The organism is Pseudomonas alkylphenolica (assembly GCF_000746525.1).
Taxonomy (GTDB): Bacteria; Pseudomonadota; Gammaproteobacteria; order Pseudomonadales; family Pseudomonadaceae; genus Aquipseudomonas; species Aquipseudomonas alkylphenolica.
Genome location: NZ_CP009048.1, coordinates 2,050,085 through 2,068,191, shown reverse-complemented (window position 1 = coordinate 2,068,191; position 18,107 = coordinate 2,050,085). Strand labels below are relative to the sequence as shown.

The following is an 18,107-nucleotide window of genomic DNA, read 5'->3' as shown; positions in this document are numbered from 1 at the left end:
TTAGCCGAAGTTCGCGAGCCGTAGACTTGGCGAAGCAAGTCGTAGGCCGCGATGCCCCTGGAAGGCACCGTAGCGAAGGGACCCGGAGCGCAGCGTAGGGCCGTATGTAGGAGCCAGCGGTTTTGCCTACTTTTTCCAAGAAAAAAGTAGGCCGCCGTAAGGGCGGAAGGGGCCGGCAGCGTCGCCATCCCAAATGGATAAGCTCACAGCCTCAACAACCCAACCCAACCCAACCTCAAGCCGACTGGTTTTGCTTGAGCACCCGCGCCTTGGCCAAAAGGTCCGCCTTCTCCTGCTCACTCATGCCATCAAGACGCAAGCGCGCTTGGGCCAGACGTTCGAACTGCCCCGCTGCCGGCTCTACCGTCAGCAATGCCTGCGCCAACTGTGCAGCGCTTGCATGGTCAAAGACGATGGCTGGCGGTATCTCGCACTGCAGCAACTTGCGCACCGCCGCCACCAGTTTGATCACCAGCAGCGAGTGTCCACCGGCGGCAAAGAAATCCTCCTCTACCCCCAGCGACCGGGCGCCAAGCAACTGGCTCATGCGCTCAACCAACCAACGCTCCAGCGCTGTCTGCGCTTCTCGGGAGGCAGTGGCGGCCTGAGGCAGCAGATTGCCGACCAGTGCCTGACGATCGATCTTGCCGTTGACCAGACGCGGCCATTGCTGGAGCACCAGCACCCGGCTGGGCACCAGAGCAAGCGGCAAACGGGCGCGTAGCTGCTCCAGCAATGGCAAGGCGCTGTCCGCAGCACTGGAGGTCACAAAGGCCAGTAACTCGTCCTGATGCATCAGTACCAAGGCATCAGACACCTGCTCATCCTGACGCAGGCACGCCTCGATTTCCGCAGGCTCCACACGAATGCCGCGAACCTTGATCTGCTGGTCGATGCGCCCCAGCAAGGTGAGGCCCCCTTCAGCGCAGTAACGAGCCCGATCCCCCGTACGGTACAGGCGCTGGCCTGGATTGAAGGGGTCGTCGATGAAGGCCTGAGCGCTCTGCTCGGGGCTATTGAGGTAGCCCGCGCAAAGCTGGTCGCCGCCGATGTACAGCTCACCGTCAATGCCGCTTGGCAACAACTGACCGTGCTCATCCAGCACATACACACGATTGTTCGCCAGGACGCGGGTCAAAGGCACCTCGCCCCCGGCCTCAGTGATGCGGTGAATCATCACGCCCACAGTGGCTTCCGTCGGACCATAGTGATTGAACAGACGCAGGTCTGGACGCAACTGCAGCACACGTTCAAGCAATGCCGGGCTCGCAGTTTCGCCCCCCAGCACCAGGGTCTGCGGCAGGCGCGGCGCTTGCGCTTCGAGCAAGGCCGCCAGGTGTGAAGGCACTATTTTCAGGCAGTCGATGCCGTGCGCATCAATAAAGCGGGCAAAGCCATCGGCATCCTGCATTGTCGCGTCGTCGGCCACATACAGCGTCGCCCCCTGGTACAACGCACCAAACAGACTGGTGTGTCCCAAGTCAGCGGCCACACTGGAACCAAAAGCAAAATGCCGGCATTGCTCAAGCGACAGCGCCTCGCTGGCGGCCGCCACATAGTTGGCCAACTGCCGGTGTTCGATCACCACCCCTTTGGGGCTACCGGAAGAGCCGGAGGTGAACAGTACATAGGCCGTGTCGTGCCCTTCGACCGCTACCGGCTGCAAGGTACCGGCACACGCTAGCGCCTGCTCCAGCTCAAGCAGCGGTGCCGATGCCTGTGCCAACGCCCCGACTGCTTGCACATCGCCCAGCACGCAACGGACCGCAGCCTGGTCGATGATCTGCAATTGGCGCGGGATCGGCCATTGCCGGTCGAGCGCAACATAAGCGGCGCCACAACGCCATACGGCCAGCATAGCGATAACCCACGAGGCACTACGCGGCAAGGCCAGGGCGACCCGATCACCTCGACCGACCCCAGCCTCTTGCAAGCGGGCCGCGACGCGCTCGGCGTGCTCCATTAACTGGCCATACCGCCATTGCTGCCCGCCTTCGACCACGGCCAAGGCATCAGGGTGCACCCGGGCCTGATCGGCAATCGCCTGCGGCACCAGCAGCGCCGCCCGCGCCAACGGCGCACCACAGGCCTGCGCCAGCAGCCGTTGCTGCTCGGCGGGTGCCAGCAAGTGCATCGTCGCGAAAGTGCCCTGAGGCTGTGCGAGCAGTTGTTCCAGCAACGTCCGGTATTGCACCAGCAGCGCCTGCATGGCCGCTGCCCCGGCATAGGGTTGCGGATAGTGCAGGCGCAGTTCGGCGACCTGACCGGCATCGTCAAGCAGCGCCTGCAAGGTGAGGCCTCGCTGTTCACCTGCGGCCCCGAGCAATCGGGCTTGCCACTGCAGCCCATCGCCGCTGACTGCTGCCAGTTGCGATTGATAGCGGAAAGGCAACCATAGCGGCGCTGCCGGTGCCGGGCAGTACTCTTGCCAGGTGATCTGTTCGTCCAGATCATTACCCAGGCGCGCAAGCCAATTGCCGAAGGTTTCCCCGGCGTCGATGTGCAGGTTCAACGGCAATGTGTGGCTGAACACCCCGGCACAATCGGCAAAGTACGCGTAGTCCTCACGTCCATCGTGTTGCCAGGCGACAGTGAACGCCTGCTGCCCGCTGACCCGCGCCAGCAGCCAGTACCAGGCCGCCTGCAGCACACGCTGCGCAGGCTGCTGAAGACGCTCCGCCAGCTCGGCGATACCGGCGATCCCCGACTGCGTGACTGTCGCAGCCGGCCCCTGGACCAACGCCGGCCCGGCGCTCGCATGCGCCTGCCGGGCCTGCTGTTGCCACCAGCCTCGGGCACTGTCGGCGTCCTCGTCCTGAGCCACTTCGGCACGCCATTGCAGGTATTGACTGAAACTGGCCTCATCGTCGGCTCCAGGCGCCTGGCCACCGGCCTGATAGGCCGTCAGCAACTGATCATGGAGCAACGCCAGGCCCGCTTCGTCGCAAGCGCAGGCCGCTACGGCCAGGGCCAGGGTGCCGCCTTGGGGTGCCTGCCAGGCAGCCATGCGCAGCAACGCCGCCTGGCTATCAAAGGGCTGCTGCAGCCAGGCCTGCAGGCTCGACTCATCGACCGGTCCCTGCTGCCACTGCAACGGCGCAATGGCGGCAGGCGCGAAGAACTGGCGCAAGCCTCGGTAGCCGACAACTTCCTTGAGCTGCAGTGCCAGCGCCTGCTGGTTGCCCAACAGCTGTTCCAGCGCCTGCTGCAGGCGCGCCGGATCCAGCACACCGTCGAAGCTCATGACCAGGGTATGGGCGGCAGCCGCCCACGAGGCCGGCCGCGTCTGGAGGATGGCGGCCTGCTCCGGGCTCAGCGCCATACCCGTGTCTACGGGCTGCTGTAGCAATGTGCTCATGCGTCGATTGTCTCCTTGTCCGCCGATGGATCGATCACCCGCGGACGTGTTTCGGCCAGGGCGACCCGCTCCACCATGTCACCCATGGCAACCACGATTTTGCGCGGTCCCTCATAGGGATCGCGGGCGTGGGCCACGAGCATGTTGTCCAGCAGAATGATGTCGCCCTTCCTCCAGTCAAAGCGCACCGCACAGGCTTCGTACAGTTCACCGATCAACTGCAGGTCGGATTCGGCAATCGGGCTGCCATCTCCGTAGTAAACGTTTCGCGGCAGGCGATCATTACCAAACAGGGCCAACAAATCTTCGCGCACATCGGCGTCGAGCCAGAACGGGTGATGCAACTGCACCTGGTTGAAGAACGAGCGTTCGCCGGTATGCGGATGACTGATGATGGCCGGGCACCAGGTGCGAATCTGCAGGGCGTCATCGTCCAGCCACGACCACTCGATGCCGCTTTCTCGGCAGCGCGCCTCAACCTCGCTGCGCTCCTCGGTCTTGAAGAAGTGCTGCCACGGCACATCGAGGTTGCCGGTGAAGGTGCGCACGTAAAGCAGGCCCTTCTCTTCCAGGGTCTGGCGCAGCGGCACCGGCAATTGCCGGTACATGACCCGGCAATCGACCACCGGTGTCGCGCCGCCCACAGGTGAAGGCAGCTCGCAGTAGAACATCTGCTTGCGCGGCCAGCGGTCCTGGTGCGAACTCTCGTTGTGGAACAGGATCATTTTCTGCTCCGGGTACGGCGTGGAACGGTAGGTGTTCTTGCCGCCTTCCTTCTTCGGCAAGTCGCCGTACTGCCCGTACAACCCCGGCTGGACCGCCTCGGCAAAGGCTTCGAAGCCTTCAATGCCACTGACGTCAAAACCGCGGAAGAGAATGCCGGCATGTTCGACCAACTTGCGCTCGATCTCGTCACGATGCTCGTTGACCCATTGAACCAGGTCGACGCCCGGGTCCGTCGGCTCCATCACCAAGGGAAAGCTCTGCGCTGGTAGCAGTCGATACTCGCGCACGCTGGTGCTGGCAGAACGAGCCGGGCTGGCGGCCTTTTTCAGGAACTTGCCCAACTTGTCGACCTTGTCCTTTTTGCCCGGGTTGGCCGGTGGCACTGCGCTGCTGGCTAGAGCCATGTCGATATCTCCCACTGTGGCTGCCTGATCGGCAGTAATCTGTTCGAGGATGGCAATCCAGGCCTTCACGAAGGATTCGATGGTTTCTTGTTTGAACAGCGATGCGGCGTACTGCCAGACCCCACTCAGGCACTCACCCTGCTCGCTCATGAACAGCGCCATGTCGAACTTGCTGTGTACCTGGGTCAGCGGCAGTTCCTCGACCCGTATGCCACTCAGACTGCTGGCCCGGCTCGGCAGGTTGTTCATCACGAACAGCACCTGTACCAGCGGGTTCATACCCGGCAAGCGTGGAGCAGCGGCGGCCTCGACGATCTGGTCGAACGGCAGGTCCTGGTGTTCGAGCGCATCCAGGGTGATCGCTTGCAGGCGGGCCATGCGCTCGCGGTAGCTGCTGCTGGCAGGGAACTGCGAGCGCAGCGGCAGGACGTTGACGAAGAAGCCGATCAAACCTTCCAGCTCCGGCTGATGACGTCCGGCGATGTCGGCGCCGATGACCAGGTCATCACTGCCGCACACGCGGTGCAGGAACATGCTGAAGGCGGTCAGCAAGGCCACATAGGGCGTAACCCCGGCTTGGCGCGCCATGGCGGTGATGCGTCGACTCAAGGGCGCCGACAGTTCGAACGAGACCAGGCCACCTTCCTGACTGGCACGGACCGGCCGCGGGAAATCGCCGGGCAAGGCCAACTGACCGCTGCAGCCATCCAGGGTAGTGCGCCAGAAGTCGGCCTGCTGGCCCAGCACACCGCTGTCCTGCAACTGCACCTGCCAGCACGCATAGTCGGCATACTGGATCGGCAACGGTGCCAGCTGCGGCGCCTGGCCTTGTTGCAGCTGGGCATACAAGGTCACCAGTTCGTTGACCAGCACGCCCATCGACCAGCCATCGGAGATGATGTGGTGCATGGAGAACAGCAACACATGCTCGTCGGCGGACAGGCGCAGGATACGTGCGCGCCACAGCGGTGCCTGCTCCAGATCGATTGCCAGGCAGGCATTGGCCAGGGCATCTTCGGCCACCTGGTGCTCCTGCTGCGCCCGGCTCAGCATCGACAGGTCGACCAGCGGAACATTCAGCTCGATCTGCGGATGGATCAACGCCACCGGGTCGCCATCATCATTCTGCAGGTAGGCGGTGCGCAGCACATCGTGACGGGCAACGATCAGCGTCAGGCTGCGCATCAGATGCTCGGTCGACAGGTCACCGTGCAAGCGCAAGGCCAGCGGCATGCCATACGCGGCGCCTGCACCTGAGAGCTGCTCGACCACCCACAAACGACGCTGGGCCAAGGACAGCGGCGCCTCACCGACGAATGTCTGGCGCTGCAGCCGTGGATAGCGGCTGGCCAACGGTGCCCGTTGTGCATTCAAGTGGGCGGCCAGATCAGCCAGCTGCGGATGACTGAACAGATCACGCAATTGCACCTGAACAGGCAAGCAGTCACGGCAGCGCGCAACCACCTGGGTGGCCAGCAACGAATGACCGCCGAGCTCGAAGAAGTTGTCGTTGCCACCGACCTGCTCGACACCGAGCACCTCCTGCCAGATCGCGGCGATTTGCTTCTCGATCTCGCCCACCGGCGCCACGTAAGCCTGTTGCGATTGCGCCGCGTCCGGGCGCGGCAAGGCCTTGCGGTCGAGCTTGCCGTTGGCGGTCAGCGGCAACACGCTGAGGAACTGCCAGTGCGCGGGCACCATGTAATCCGGCAGGTCGGCCTTGAGCTGTGCCTGCAGGATTTCACGCAGACCGTCCTGCTCAGCGCTTGGCACCACGTAAGCCAGCAGACGGCCGTCTTCGGCCAGTACCACCGCTTCGCGCACTTGCTCCATCGCCTGCAAACGGGCTTCGATTTCGCCCAGTTCGATACGGAAGCCACGGATTTTCACCTGTTGATCCAGGCGCCCGATGTATTCCACCGCGCCATCGGCGCAGTAGCGGGCCAGATCACCGGTGCGGTATAGACGACCACCCTCTGCACCGAAGGGATCAGGGATAAAGCGTGCGCCACTGAGGTCGCCACGGTTCAGATAACCGCGCGCCAGACCGGCACGGCCGACATACAGTTCCCCCACGCAACCGGCCGGCACCGGGTTCAGCTCGGCATCCAGTACGTACCAGGACAGGTCGGGAATCGGCAGGCCGATCGGGCTGGCCGCACCGCTGTCAAGGTCTGCCCAGGACAACGGCCGGTAGGTCACATGCACCGTGGTTTCGGTGATGCCGTACATGTTGATCAGCCGCGTCGGCGCATCGCCGAAGCGTTCGAACCAGGGACGCAGGCCTTGCACATCCAAGGCTTCACCGCCAAACACCACTGCCCGCAGGCTGTGCTCGCGTGGATCGGCACAGGCCACATGCATCAACTGGCGGAACGCCGACGGTGTCTGGTTGAGCACCGTCACTTGCTCGTCGATCAGCAACTGATGGAAGTCTTCCGGCGAACGGCTGACCAGGTACGGCACGATCACCAACCGGCCACCATGCAGCAGCGCGCCGAAGATCTCCCAGACCGAGAAATCGAAGGCGTAGGAATGGAACAGGGTCCAAGTGTCGCTACTGTCGAAACTGAACCATTGCCCAGTGGCTGCGAACAGCCGCTGCACGTTGTGGTGGCTGAGCAAGGCACCTTTCGGCTGCCCGGTCGAGCCCGAGGTGTAGATGATATAGGCCAGGTTGTCCGGGCTCATGCTCACTTGTGGATCGGCGTCGCTGTAGTCCTGCAAGTCTTCGTCCAGATGCAGGCACGGACCGTCAAACACTGGCAAGTTCAGACCCGGCTGGCTCAACAGCAGGCTGATGCCGCTGTCCTGGATCATGTACTCCAGGCGCTGGGCCGGGTACATCGGGTCCAGCGGCACATACGCGCCGCCCGCCTTGAGAATCGCCAGCAAGCCGACCACCAGTTCCAGCGAACGCTCAGCCGCCAGACCGACCCGGCTCTCCGGGCCGACCCCGGCGGCGATCAGGCGGTGAGCCAAGCGGTTGGCCCTTGCATTGAGCTGGGCATAGCTCAGGCGTTGCCCCTCGTACACCAAAGCCACAGCCTGCGGCGTGCGCGCAGCCTGCGTGGCAATCTGCTCATGCAGGCAGGCGTGGGTACTGTGGCTGACCACGGCCGGGTTCATGGCCGCGATCAACTCCGTGCGTTGATCACCGAGCAGATCAAGCTGGCCGATCAGGGTCCGGGCATCAGCGCGGACCATGGACAACAGCAGGTTGCCCAGATGGCACACCAGATTGTCCATCACGCCCGGAGCAAAACAGCCGCGGTCGTAACGCATCTCGACCGACAGTTGATCGCTGAGTCCGACCACCAGGGTCAGTGGATAGTGACTCTGCTCACGATTGGCGACCTCGCCGAAGCGCAGACCGCTCGGCGTGCCCGCTGCCAGAGCCTGGGAAACCGGGTAGTTTTCGAACACCATCAAGGTGTCGAACAACGCCTCGCCGCCCTGCCCGGCCCAGCGCTGAATGTCGAACAGCGGCGAATGCTCATGTTCGCGCAAACTCAGGTTACGTGCCTGCAACTCACGCAGGCCTTGCTGCACCGGTGTGCTGCCAGTGTGCTCAAAACGCACCGGCAGCGTGTTGATGAACAGCCCGATCTGCTCCTCGACCCCTTGCAGTTCGGTCGGCCGCCCGGCCACCGTGGCACCGAAGACCACCTGATCACGGCCCAGATAGCGCTGCAAGAGAATGGCCCAGGCGCCCTGGACCAGGGTGTTGACCGTGATCTTCAGTGCACGGGCACACTCGGCCAGCTGTGCGGTCTGCTCGACACTCAGGCGCAGGTGGCGTTCGTCGTAGCCACTGTCGCCAGTGGCCCCGGCGCCGACAGCCGCAACCAGCAGTGCAGGCTCGGCCAGATCAGCCAGTTCAGCTTGCCAGAAGCGACGATCCTGCTCGACATCCGGAGCGGCCAGCCAGCCAATGTAGTCACGGTAGCGTCCTGGATGACGTGGCGGCGCGTCACCGGCATAACGTTGCAGCACTTCACCGAGCAGGCGCGCGTTGCTCCAGCCATCCATCAGAATGTGATGGTTGGTGTAGATCACATGCCAGCTGCCCTCGCCGTTGCGTACCAGCACCAGGCGCAACAAGGGTGCCGCCGCCAGGTCGAAGCCGGCGTTCAGTTCGTCCTGCGCAACACGGTCCAGATACTGTTCAAGAGCAGCTTCAGGGCGCCCATCGAGCAGTCGTAGCGGCACCTTTACCTGCTTGCGCACTACCTGCAATGGCTGCTCAAGGCCCTCCCAGACAAAGCCGGTGCGCAGGATGTCGTGACGGTCGAGCGCCGCCTGCCAGGCCTGTTCGAAGCGCTGCGGGTCGAGACCGTGAATGTCCAGGCGCACCTGGTTGATGTAGTCACCGCCCGCCTGGTCGTACAGTGAGTGGAACAACATGCCTTGCTGCATCGGCGACAACGGATACAGGTCATCGATCTGCCGCGCCGGCACTGGCAGTTTGTGCAACGTCGCCTGACTCAGCTGTGCCAGCGGGAAGTCCGAAGGCGACACGCCGCCCTGGGCCGGGTCGCAGCAGTGCGCAATCAGCGCGCGCAATTCGAGCGCAAAGGCATCGGCCAGCGCCTGCACCGTAGCCTCGGCGAACATTTCGCGGCTGAAGGTCCAGCTCAGGCTCAGTTCACCGCCATAGACCTGGCCATTGACTGACAGCCAGTTGCCCAGTGGTGCGTCTTCGCCCACCTCCAGCCCGTGGGCTTCAGCGGCAGGCAGGAAGGCGCCGGTCTGGCCCTGGAACGAGGCGTCGAACTGCCCCAGGTAGTTGAAGGTGATCCGCGGTTGCGGCATGCGGCTGAGCAGCGCCTGTTGCTCAGTGCTGCCCAGATGGCGCAAGACACCATAGCCCACGCCTTTGTTAGGCACGGCGCGCAGGCGTTCCTTGACCTGCAGGATCGAGCCAGGCAGATCCTCGGCAACACTCAAGCGCAGCGGGAACAGGCTGGTGAACCAGCCGACGGTGCGGGTCAGGTCGATATCTTCGAACAGGTCCTCGCGGCCGTGGCCTTCCAGTTGCACCATCACCTCGTCACGCCCGGTCCACCTGGCAATCACGCGGGCCAGCGCGGTCAGCAGCAGGTCATTGACCTGGGTCCGGTAGGCGGCGGGAGCGTCCTGCAACAACTGACCGGTAAGGCGCGCATCCAGGCGGCTGTGGACGCTGCCGGCATGACGAATCTGCAAGCCCGCGTCCGGCGCGTCGCAAGGCAGCGTGGTGTCGATATCCTGGACCTGAGACTGCCAGTAACCGAGTTCTTCTTGCAGCGCACCCTCGCGGGCATACTGCTGCAAGCGCTCAGCCCAGGCCTTCACCGAACTGGTGCGTGCCGGCAACAGCGGCTGTTGCCCTGCGCAGGCCTGTTCGTAGGCGCTGTGCAAATCTTCCAGCAGAATCCGCCACGACACCCCGTCCACCGCCAGGTGATGGATCACCAGCAGCAAGCGCTGGCTGCCGTCGGCCAGGTTCATCAGTACCGCGCGCAACAACGGCCCGGCACTCAGGTCCAGGCTGCGCTGGGCCAGTTCGCCCTCGGCCTCAAGGGCCTGGGCATCGGCCACCGTCACCTGCCACAGCAGGTCACTCGGCGCCGCCGCATCGCTGTAACGGCCACGCCAGCCGTCGTGCTCTTCGCTAAAGCGCAGGCGCAAGGCGTCGTGATGCGCCCAGAGTGCCGCCAAGGCTGTTTCCAGCGCAGGGACCTGCAAGGTTTCACGCGCTTGCAGCAACACCGACTGGTTGAAGTGATGACGGCTAGCAACCACGTCCTGGAAAAACTGCTGCTGGATCGGCAGCAACACCAGCTCACCCTCGGCCGCCGCCTGGACGATCTGTGCTGCCTCACCGGTCTGCGCCACCGAGGCCAGGCCTTGCACGGTCTGGTGCTGGAACAGGTCTTTGGGGGTGAAGCGAATTCCCGCCTGGCGGGCGCGGCTGACCACCTGGATGGAGACGATGGAGTCGCCGCCCAGTTCGAAGAAGTTGTCGTTGACCCCGACCTGCTCGACGCCGAGCACTTCCTGCCAGATCGCTGCGATTTGCTTCTCGATCTCGCCAACCGGCGCCACGTAAGCCTGTTGCGATTGCGCCGCGTCCGGGCGCGGCAAGGCCTTGCGGTCGAGCTTGCCGTTGGCGGTCAGCGGCAGGACGCTGAGGAACTGCCAGTGCGCGGGCACCATGTACTCCGGCAGGTCGGCTTTGAGTTGCGCCTGCAGGACTTCACGCAGGCCGTCCTGCTCAACCCTTGGCACCACGTAAGCCAGCAGGCGGCCGTCTTCGGCCAGTACCACCGCTTCGCGTACTTGCGGCATGGCTTGCAAACGGGCTTCGATTTCGCCCAGCTCGATACGGAAGCCACGGATCTTCACTTGTTGATCCAGACGACCGATGTATTCCACCGCGCCATCCGCGCAGTAACGGGCCAGGTCACCGGTGCGGTACAGGCGGCCACCCTCTGCACCGAAAGGATCCGGGATAAAGCGTGCGCCACTGAGGTCGCCACGGTTCAGGTAGCCGCGCGCCAGACCGGCACGACCGACATACAGCTCACCCACGCAACCGGCCGGCACCGGGTTCAGCTCGGCATCCAGCACGTACCAGGACAGGTCGGGAATCGGCAGACCGATGGGGCTTGCAGCACCGCTGTCGAGGTCCGCCCAGGACAGCGGCCGGTAGGTCACATGCACCGTGGTCTCGGTGATGCCGTACATGTTGATCAGCCGCGTCGGCGCATCGCCGAAGCGCTCGAACCAGGGGCGCAGACCCTGCACATCCAACGCCTCACCACCGAACACCACTGCGCGCAGAGAATGTTCACGCGCCTCGGCACAGGCCACATGCATCAACTGGCGGAACGCCGACGGTGTCTGGTTGAGCACCGTCACCTGCTCATCGATCAGCAACTGATGGAAGTCTTCTGGCGAGCGGCTGACCAGGTACGGCACGACCACCAACCGACCGCCATGCAGCAGCGCACCGAAGATTTCCCAGACCGAGAAGTCGAAGGCGTAGGAATGGAACAGGGTCCAGGTGTCGCGGCTGTCGAAACTGAACCATTGCCCAGTGGCGGCGAACAGCCGCTGCACGTTGTGGTGACTGAGCAAGGCGCCTTTCGGCTGCCCGGTCGAGCCCGAGGTGTAGATGATGTACGCCAGGTTATCCGGGCTCATGCTCACCTGCGGATTGGCGTCGCTGTAGCCTTGCAAGTCTTCGTCCAGATGCAGGCACGGACCGTCAAACACTGGCAAGTTCAGACCCGGCTGGCTCAACAGCAGGCTGATGCCGCTGTCCTGGATCATGTATTCCAGCCGCTGGGCCGGATACATCGGGTCCAGCGGCACATAGGCGCCGCCCGCCTTGAGAATCGCCAGCAAACCGACCACCAGTTCCAGCGAACGCTCGGCCGCCAGACCGACCCGGCTCTCCGGGCCGACCCCGGCGCCGATCAGGCGATGAGCCAGGCGGTTGGCCCGCGCGTTGAGCTGGGCATAGCTCAGGTGCTGCCCTTCAAAGACCAAGGCCACAGCCTGCGGCGTACGGGCAGCCTGCGCGGCAATCTGTTCATGCAGGCAGACGTGGCTAGCGTGGCTGACCACTGCCGGATTGAGCGCGCGCAGGCTGTCCTGGCGACGATCACCGAGCATGTCCAGCTCACCCAGCGGTGTGTCGACGCTGGCGTGAACCAGGCTGTCGAGCAACTGTTCAAGGTTAACCATCAGGGTGGCGATCTGCGTCTCGCTGAACAGGCCACGTTGATAACGCAGGTGCAGGCGCAGCGCGTCGTCGCAGGTGACGATCAGGGTCAACGGGAAGCTGCTTTGCTCATGGCTGCGCAGGCCAGAGAAGCTGACAGGGGTGCCTTCACTGGCGCTCAAGGCTTGCGACACCGGGTAGTTCTCGAACACCAGGTTGGTGTCGAACAGTGGCTGGCCGTTGAAGCCGGCCCAACGCTGCAGGTCTGCCAGCGGCGTGTGCTCATACTCACGCAAGGCCAGGTTGAGGTTCTGCAGACGTTCCAGCCAGGTGCCCAGGCGCAGTTCGGCCGAGGGGCTTTCGATGATCGGCAAAGTGTTGATGAACAGCCCGATCTGCCGCTCGATGCCATTGAGCTCGGTCGGACGCCCCGCCACCGTGGCGCCGAAGGCAACGGTCGATTTGCCACTGTAGCGCTGCAACAGCAACAGCCAGGCACCCTGCAGCACCGTGTTGAGGGTAACCCGCGTTTGCCGGGCAAAAAGCTGCAGGCGCTGGAACAGCGCATCACTGGCCTGGTGCACCTGATCGCCCTGGCCTTCGCCAAGGGTTTCAGGCAGCAGGGCCTCGGCCAGACGGACCGGCTCATCCAGGGTATTGAGCTGGCTCTGCCAGAAGCTGCGCGCGGCCTCGCCATCGCGCTGCTGCAACCAGGCCAGGTAATCCCGATAACGACCCGTGGTGCTCGACAGCCCGTGGCCGTGGTAGTGCTGCAGCACTTCACCGAGCAACTGCGCATTGCTCCAGCCGTCCATCAGGATGTGGTGATGGGTGTAGATCAGGTGGTGCGTATGCTCACCCGTGCGCACCAGCAACAGCCGTAACAAGGCATCGCGCCCCAGGTCGAAGCCGTGTTTGTGCGCCTGCGCCAGGCTGTCGAGTTCAGTTTCGCCCAGGCCTGGCGCTTCGATGAGCTCGAAGGCCACGCTGGCTTGCTTGCGCACCACTTGTAGCGGCTGCTCTAGCCCCTCCCAGACGAACCCGGTGCGCAGGATGTCATGGCGATCGACCGCCGCCTGCCAGGCCTGCTGGAACCGCTGCGGATCAAGGCCGTGGATATCCACACGCACCTGGTTGATGTAGTCGCCACCGGCCTGTTCGTACAACGAGTGGAACAGCATGCCTTGCTGCATCGGCGACAGCGGGTACAGATCGTCGATCTCCCGCGCCGGTACGGGCAGCGTGTCCAGGGTTGTCTGAGGCAAACGCGCCAGGGCGAAGTCAGAGGGCGATACACCGCCCTGGGCCGGGTCGCAGCAGTGCGCAATCAGCGCGCGCAATTCGAGCGCAAAGGCATCGGCCAACGCCTGCACCGTAGCCTCGGCAAACATTTCGCGGCTGAAGGTCCAGCTCAGGGTCAGCTCACCGCCATAGACCTGACCATTGATCGACAACCAGTTGGCCAATTGCGCCGCACTGCCGATTTCCGAACCGCGGGCCTCAGTGGCCGGACGCAACAGGGCATTGCTGTGAGCATCGAAACTGGAGTCGAACTGCCCCAGGTAGTTGAAGGTAATGCGTCCCTGCGCCATACCTTGCAAGGCCGCCTGCTGCTCGGCGTTGCCCAGGTGACGCAACACGCCATAGCCCAGGCCTTTGTTCGGCAGCGCGCGCAGCTGTTCCTTGACCTGCAGGATCGAGCTGCGCAGGTCGTCGCAGACGCTCAGGCGCAGCGGAAACAGGCTGGTGAACCAGCCAACGGTACGGGTCAGGTCGATGTCCTCGAACAGGTCTTCGCGACCGTGGCCTTCCAGTTGCAGCAAGGTATGCGGGTTGCCGGTCCATTGCCCGATGACCCGGGCCAGCGCGGTCAGCAGCAAGTCGTTGACCTGGGTGCGATAGGCCGCCGGGGCTTCTTTGAGCAGCTGCCGTGTTGCCTGTGCATCAAGGCGCGTGTCGACACTGGCGGCATGGCGCTTGTCCAGCGACCCCTGGCTGTTGCACTGCGGCCAGTCGTTCACCACGCCATGCAGTTGTTCGCGCCAATACACCAGCTCCTCGGCCAGCGCCCCTTCGCGAGCATACTGCTGCAAACGCTCAGCCCAGGCCTTCACCGAACTGGTGCGTGCCGGCAACAGCGGCTGTTGCCCGGCGCAGGCCTGTTCGTAGGCGCTGTGCAAATCTTCCAGCAAAATCCGCCACGACACCCCGTCCACCGCCAGGTGATGGATCACCAGCAGCAAGCGCTGGCTGCCGTCGGCAAGGTTCATCAGCACCGCGCGCAACAGCGGCCCGGCACTCAGGTCCAGGCTGCGCTGGGCCAGTTCGCCCTCGGCCTCAAGGGCCTGGGCATCGGCCACCGTCACCTGCCACAGCAGGTCACTCGGCGCCGCCGCATCGCTGTAACGGCCACGCCAGCCGTCGCGCTCTTCGCTAAAGCGCAGGCGCAAGGCGTCGTGATGCGCCCAGAGTGCCGCCAAGGCTGTTTCCAGCGCAGGGACCTGCAAGGTTTCACGCGCTTGCAGCAACACCGACTGGTTGAAGTGATGACGGCTAGCAACCACGTCCTGGAAAAACTGCTGCTGGATCGGCAGCAACATCAGTTCACCTTCGGCCGCCGCCTGGACGATCTGTGCTGCCTCACCGGTCTGCGCCACCGAGGCCAGGCCTTGCACGGTCTGGTGCTGGAACAGGTCTTTGGGGGTGAAGCGAATCCCGGCCTGGCGGGCGCGGCTGACCACCTGGATGGAGACGATGGAGTCGCCGCCCAGTTCGAAGAAGTTGTCGTTGACCCCGACCTGCTCGACGCCGAGCACTTCCTGCCAGATCGCGGCGATTTGCTTCTCGATCTCGCCCACCGGTGCCACGTAGGTCTGTTGCGATTGCGCTGCGTCCGGGCGCGGCAAGGCCTTGCGGTCGAGCTTGCCGTTGGCGGTCAGCGGCAACACGCTGAGGAACTGCCAGTGCGCGGGCACCATGTAATCCGGCAGGTCGGCCTTGAGCTGTGCCTGCAACATTTCGCGCAAGCCCGCTTCCTCTGCCGTTGGTACCACGTAAGCCAGCAGACGGCCGTCTTCGGCCAGCACCACCGCTTCGCGCACCTGCGGCATGGCTTGCAAACGGGCTTCGATTTCGCCCAGCTCGATACGGAAGCCACGGATCTTCACTTGTTGATCCAGACGACCGATGTATTCCACCGCGCCATCCGCGCAGTAACGGGCCAGATCACCGGTGCGGTACAGACGACCACCGTCCGCGCCGAAGGGATCAGGAATAAAGCGTGCGCCACTGAGGTCGCCACGGTTCAGGTAGCCGCGCGCCAGACCGGCACGGCCGACATACAGTTCACCTACACAACCGGCCGGCACCGGGTTCAGCTCGGCATCCAGCACGTACCAGGACAAATCGGGAATCGGCAGACCGATGGGGCTTGCAGCACCGCTGTCGAGGTCGGCCCAGGACAGCGGCCGGTAGGTCACATGCACCGTGGTTTCGGTGATGCCGTACATGTTGATCAGCCGCGTCGGTGCGTCGCCGAAGCGTTCGAACCAGGGACGCAGGCCCTGCACATCCAACGCCTCTCCACCGAATACCACTGCGCGCAGCGAATGCTCGCGCGAGTCGGCACAGGCCACATGCATCAACTGACGGAACGCCGACGGTGTCTGGTTGAGCACCGTCACCTGCTCATCGATCAGCAACTGATGGAAGTCTTCCGGTGAACGGCTGACCAGGTACGGCACGATCACCAACCGACCGCCATGCAGCAGCGCGCCGAAGATTTCCCAGACCGAGAAATCGAAGGCGTAGGAATGGAACAGGGTCCAGGTGTCGCGGCTGTCGAAACTGAACCATTGCCCGGTGGCCGCAAACAGCCGCTGCACGTTGTGGTGGCTGAGTAGCGCCCCCTTCGGCTGCCCGGTCGAGCCCGAGGTGTAGATGATATAGGCCAGGTTATCCGGGGTCATGCTCACCTGCGGATCGGCATCGCTGAAGCCCTGCAGGTCCTCGTCCAGGCTCAGGCACGGACCGTCAAACGCCGGCAGGCGCAGACCCGGTTGGCTCAACAGCAAGCTGATGCCGCTGTCCTGGATCATGTACTCCAGACGCTGGGCCGGGTACATCGGGTCCAGCGGCACGTAGGCGCTGCCCGCCTTGAGGATCGCCAGCAAACCGACCACCAGCTCCAGCGAACGCTCGGCCGCCAGACCGACCCGGCTCTCCGGGCCAACCCCGGCGGCGATCAGCCGGTGAGCCAGACGGTTGGCCCGCGCGTTGAGCTGGGCATAGCTCAGCTGCTGCCCTTCAAATACCAAGGCCACAGCCTGCGGCGTGCGCGCAGCCTGCGCGGCAATCTGCTCATGCAGGCAAACCTGGCTGGCGTGGCTGGCCACTGTCGGGTTCAGGCCCTGGACGATGACTTGCTGCTGCGCTGCGGACACCATCGGCAGCTCACCGATGCTGCGCTGAGGCCGATCGACGATCGCCCACAGCATCGTTTGCCAGTGCTGCATCATGCGCTCGATGGTGGCTGCTTCGAACACATCGGTGGCAAAGATAAAGCTGCTGGTGAGTGACTGCTCGGCCTCGACGATATCCAGGCTGAGGTCGAACTGCGCGGAGCGGTTCTGCCATTGCACGCCCTCGATGCCCAGCCCGGAGAAACGACGACCACTGGCGCCAGCCGCCTGGTCATGCTGATAGTTGAACATGACCTGGAACAACGGGTTGTGGCGAGTGCTGCGTTCGGGCTGCAAGGCTTCGACCAACAGGTCGAACGGCAGGTCCTGATAGCGCTGAGCCTCAATGGCGGTCTGGCCCATCTGCGCCAGTACATCGGTGAAACGCGCACGGCTATCGAAGCGTCCGCGCAGGATCTGGGTATTAACGAAAAAACCAACCAGCCCCTGCGTCTCCACACGGTTGCGATTGGCAAAGGGCACGCCGACGCAGATCTCCTGCTGCCCGCTGTAACGGTGCAGCAGGGTCTGGAACGCGGCCATCATCAACACGAACAGGCTCACCCCCTGACGTTGCGCCAATTGCCTGAGCGCGCTCAGCAGTTCAAGAGGCAGCTGCACCTGCCGGCTATCGCCCCGGCCGTCGCGACTTAGCGGACGCGCACGGTCCAACGGCAACTCCAGCACCGGCTGATCACCCTGCAACTGCTCGCACCAGTACGCCAGTTGCCGTTGTTGCTCGCCGGCTTCCATCCAGCTGCGCTGCCACAGTGCGTAATCGGCGTACTGAACAGGCAGCGCCGGCAACGTCGCGGACTGTCCCTGGCTACGGGCTTCGTAGCAGGCGCTCAACTCGCGGACCATCACCGGCATCGAGGCACCATCGGCAACGATGTGATGCACGGTCAGCACCAACAGGTGATCGTCAGCGCCGAGCGTGCGCAGGTGAACGCGCAACAGCGGGCCCGAGGCCAGGTCGAACAGACGCCGGGTTTGCCCTTCAATGAACGCCGCCAGTGCCTGCGGTTGATCCAGCGCATCGTCGAACCCGCCTTCACTGCGTTCGATCGCCACTTCGGCCTGCGCCTCGATCACCTGCAACGCATGCCCTTGCTGCTCGACAAAGCGAGTGCGCAAGGCCGCATGACGTGCCACCAGGTCGTTGAAGGCCGCCTGCAAGGCATCGAAGTTCAACGGCCCGCGCAGGCGCAACGCCACCGGAATGTGATAGGCCGGGCTTGCCGGCTCGTACTTCCAGAGAAACCACTGGCGCTGTTGTGCGTAAGACAGCGGCAAGCTCTGCACACCCTCGCTGACCGGCGCAATGGGCAACTGCGCCAGGCTCATGCCTTTGGCACCGAGCTTTTCCAGGAAGGCCTTGCGCTGCGCCAACGGCAAACGGACGAAGCGTTGGACCAGGGCCAGTTGTTCTTCATTACGCATGT

The 18,107-nt window shown here is 63.9% G+C and carries 2 protein-coding genes; both read right to left on the bottom strand.

The window, feature by feature from the left end:
• Window positions 1-235: 235 nt before the first annotated feature.
• Window positions 236-3,358 (bottom strand): non-ribosomal peptide synthetase, encoded by a 3,123-nt coding sequence (locus tag PSAKL28_RS09565; RefSeq protein WP_038609425.1) that lies wholly within the window; start codon window positions 3,356-3,358, stop codon window positions 236-238.
• On the bottom strand, window positions 3,355-18,105 hold the full coding sequence (locus PSAKL28_RS09560; protein ID WP_051939227.1) for a non-ribosomal peptide synthase/polyketide synthase: 14,751 nt from the start codon (window positions 18,103-18,105) through the stop codon (window positions 3,355-3,357). The genes PSAKL28_RS09565 and PSAKL28_RS09560 overlap by 4 nt, the downstream gene beginning before the upstream one ends.
• Window positions 18,106-18,107 lie beyond the last annotated feature (2 nt).

Bases quoted from the DNA above. Each gene is read 5' to 3' on its own strand.
- PSAKL28_RS09565 (WP_038609425.1), bottom strand. From the start codon at position 3,358: ATGAGCACATTGCTACAGCAGCCCGTAGACACGGGTATGGCGCTGAGC.
- PSAKL28_RS09560 (WP_051939227.1), bottom strand. From the start codon at position 18,105: ATGCGTAATGAAGAACAACTGGCCCTGGTCCAACGCTTCGTCCGTTTG.